We start from the raw sequence: 2768 nt of genomic DNA, 5'->3' as shown, positions 1-2768 counted from the left end.
AGGCAGCTCAATCATGCACCGAACGGACGGGCCTGTACACGGATGGCGGTCGGGTGGCGGATCGCGAGAATCCGGACGGTGCCGGATATCGCGAATCGGCGCGCCGGGTGGCGCGCCGAAATCCGTCGTCCGATCAGCCGCGGCCCGTGTAGTTGGGGGCCTCGACGGTCATCGTGATGTCGTGGGGATGACTTTCCTTCAGGCCCGCCGCGGTGATCTGGACGAACTGGGCTTCCTGGAGGTGGGCGATCGACTGCGAACCGGTGTAGCCCATCGCGGCGCGCAGGCCGCCGGTGAGCTGGTGGATCACCTGGTTGACGGGGCCGCGGAACGGGACCCTGCCTTCGATGCCCTCGGGAACCAGTTTGTCCTCGGCCAGCACGTCGTCCTGGAAGTACCGATCCTTGGAGTAGGACTTGGCCTGGCCACGGCCCTGCATGGCGCCCAGCGAGCCCATTCCTCGATAGCTCTTGAACTGCTTGCCGCCGACGAGGATCAGCTCACCGGGGGATTCGGCGGTGCCGGCGAGCAGCGAGCCGAGCATCACGGTGGACGCGCCCGCGGCGATGGCCTTGGCGATATCGCCGGAGAACTGGATACCGCCGTCGGCGATGACCGGAACGCCGTGCGGCTTGCAGGCGGCGACCGCCTCGAGGATCGCGGTGATCTGCGGCGCGCCGACACCGGCGACGACGCGGGTGGTGCAGATGGAACCGGGGCCGACACCGACCTTGACCGCGTCGGCGCCCGCCTCGACCAGCGCGAGCGCGCCCGCCCGGGTCGCCACGTTGCCGCCGACGATCTGGATGCGGTCGCCGACCTCGGCCTTGACCTTGGTCACCATCTGGAGCACGCCCGCCTGGTGTCCGTGGGCGGTGTCGACGATCAGGACGTCGACACCGGCATCGGACAATGTCATGGCACGAGACCACGAATCCTCGCCGACGCCGATCGCGGCGCCGACGAGCAACCTGCCGTCGCGGTCCTTGGTGGCGTTCGGGTACTGATCGGTCTTGACGAAGTCCTTGACGGTGATCAGACCGCGCAGCCTGCCGTCACCGTCGACGATCGGCAGTTTCTCCACCTTGTGACGGCGCAGCAGCCCGAGAGCGGCCTCGGCGGTCACACCCTCGCGCGCGGTGATCAACGGCGCTTTGGTCATCACGTCGGCGACGCGACGGTTCACGTCGACCTCGAAGCGCATGTCGCGGTTGGTGATAATGCCCACAAGCGCGCCGGTCTCGTCGACCACGGGAAGGCCGGAGATACGGAAGCGGGCGCACATCGCGTCCACCTCGGCGAGCGTGTCGGACGGACGACAGGTCACCGGGTCGGTGACCATTCCCGCCTCGGACCGCTTGACCGTCTCGACCTGCGCGGCCTGGTCGGAAGCGGCCAGATTGCGGTGCAGCACACCCATGCCGCCCGCGCGCGCCATGGAGATGGCCATCCTGGCCTCGGTGACGGTATCCATCGCCGAACTCACCAGCGGGGTGCGCAGCCTGATCTCTCTGGTGAGCAGGCTGGAGGTCTCGACCGAGCTGGGGATGAGATCCGATGCGGCAGGCAGCAGCAGCACGTCGTCGAACGTGAGGCCGAGCATGGCGATCTTGTTCGGATCGTCGCCACCCGTATGGGGGCGGACTGCGATTCGTTCGCCCGTTACGGGATTACTCATTCGGATCGACCCCTCCTGGACATCGAAAGCGACAGACGCCGAAAGGCCCGGCGTCGCGCACAATTTCTGGGATGAACGGTGACGGCGACGACCGGTGTGTCGGGAACCGGAGGGCGCCTGAACCCATGGTATCTGCCCCGCTAACTCTCCAGTGACCGCGCCTCGATGCGGTCGCGCGGATACCTCGAACACGCACCTCGCGCGAAACTTGCTGGCCGCATCGCTGGCGCAGAGCCCCCTGTTCTGCGTACCGTGGGTGTGTGCGTGACCATCTACCACCTGGCTTGCCGCCGGATCCTTTCGCCGGAGACCCCTCCGACCCGTCCGCCGCGCTCGATGCCATCGAGCCCGGCGAACCGCTGGATCCCCACGAGCGCCTCGCGGTCGAGGAGGATCTCGCCGATCTCGCTGTCTACGAGGCGCTACTCGCGCACCGCGGGATCCGCGGACTCGTGGTGAGCTGCGAGGACTGTAGGCAGGATCACTACCACGATTGGGACATGCTCCGCGCCAACCTGCTCCAACTGTTGGTCGACGGAACGGTCCGACCGCACGAGCCCGCTTACGACCCGACGCCGGAAGCGTATGTCACCTGGGATTACTGCCGGGGATACGCGGACGCCTCGATGAACGAGGCTTTCCACGGCGACGGATTCGACGGGTTCGACTGACTCTCCCGTCGCCCGGTCGCAGCCTCTGACACCGGGACCTCTTCGCGGACCCGGTCTCGTACCGCGTCCGCGAGGTCACGCACGCTCCCCCGCTCCTTTCCTCGCCCGTGACGCACAGCGGCGCGAGGAAACGGCCCTCCTGGGACGAAACAGAAAAGAACCGATCACCCACGGGTGATCGGTTCTTTTTCGAAGCGTGTGTGTTCCCCGGAAGATAGCTACCGGTAGCGCCGTCCCTCTGAACAACGCGGAGAACGAGAATCCTGGACTACCTCGATCGAGGAATCCGGGGTGACAGCGAGATCAGCTCGGACGGCCCGGCAGCGTGAAAGGCAGGGTCGGAATCGTGATACCCGGGTTCGGGGTCTGATTCGAGGGCTGGGTGGGGATTCCCGCGCCACCGGTGGGAACCTGCTGGG

General features: G+C 66.9%; 2 protein-coding genes. One reads left to right on the top strand and one right to left on the bottom strand.

Annotated elements, in window-relative coordinates; genetic code table 11:
* Positions 1-133: 133 nt before the first annotated feature.
* Complete coding sequence (gene guaB / locus JZ792_RS40885) at positions 134-1678, bottom strand: IMP dehydrogenase (RefSeq protein ID WP_216918319.1); 1545 nt, start codon at positions 1676-1678, stop codon at positions 134-136.
* A gap of 260 nt (positions 1679-1938) precedes the next feature.
* On the opposite strand from guaB, the gene JZ792_RS40880 reads away from it, so the two are divergent.
* Positions 1939-2349, top strand: coding sequence for a DUF5319 domain-containing protein (locus tag JZ792_RS40880; protein ID WP_040704598.1), 411 nt, complete (start codon positions 1939-1941; stop codon positions 2347-2349).
* Positions 2350-2768: the final 419 nt, after the last annotated feature.

The sequence above is a fragment of the Nocardia noduli genome (genome assembly GCF_019038455.1).
Classification (GTDB): domain Bacteria; phylum Actinomycetota; class Actinomycetes; order Mycobacteriales; family Mycobacteriaceae; genus Nocardia; species Nocardia noduli.
Note: the sequence above shows the minus strand (reverse complement) of the source record. Positions and strands in the feature narration are given on the sequence as shown.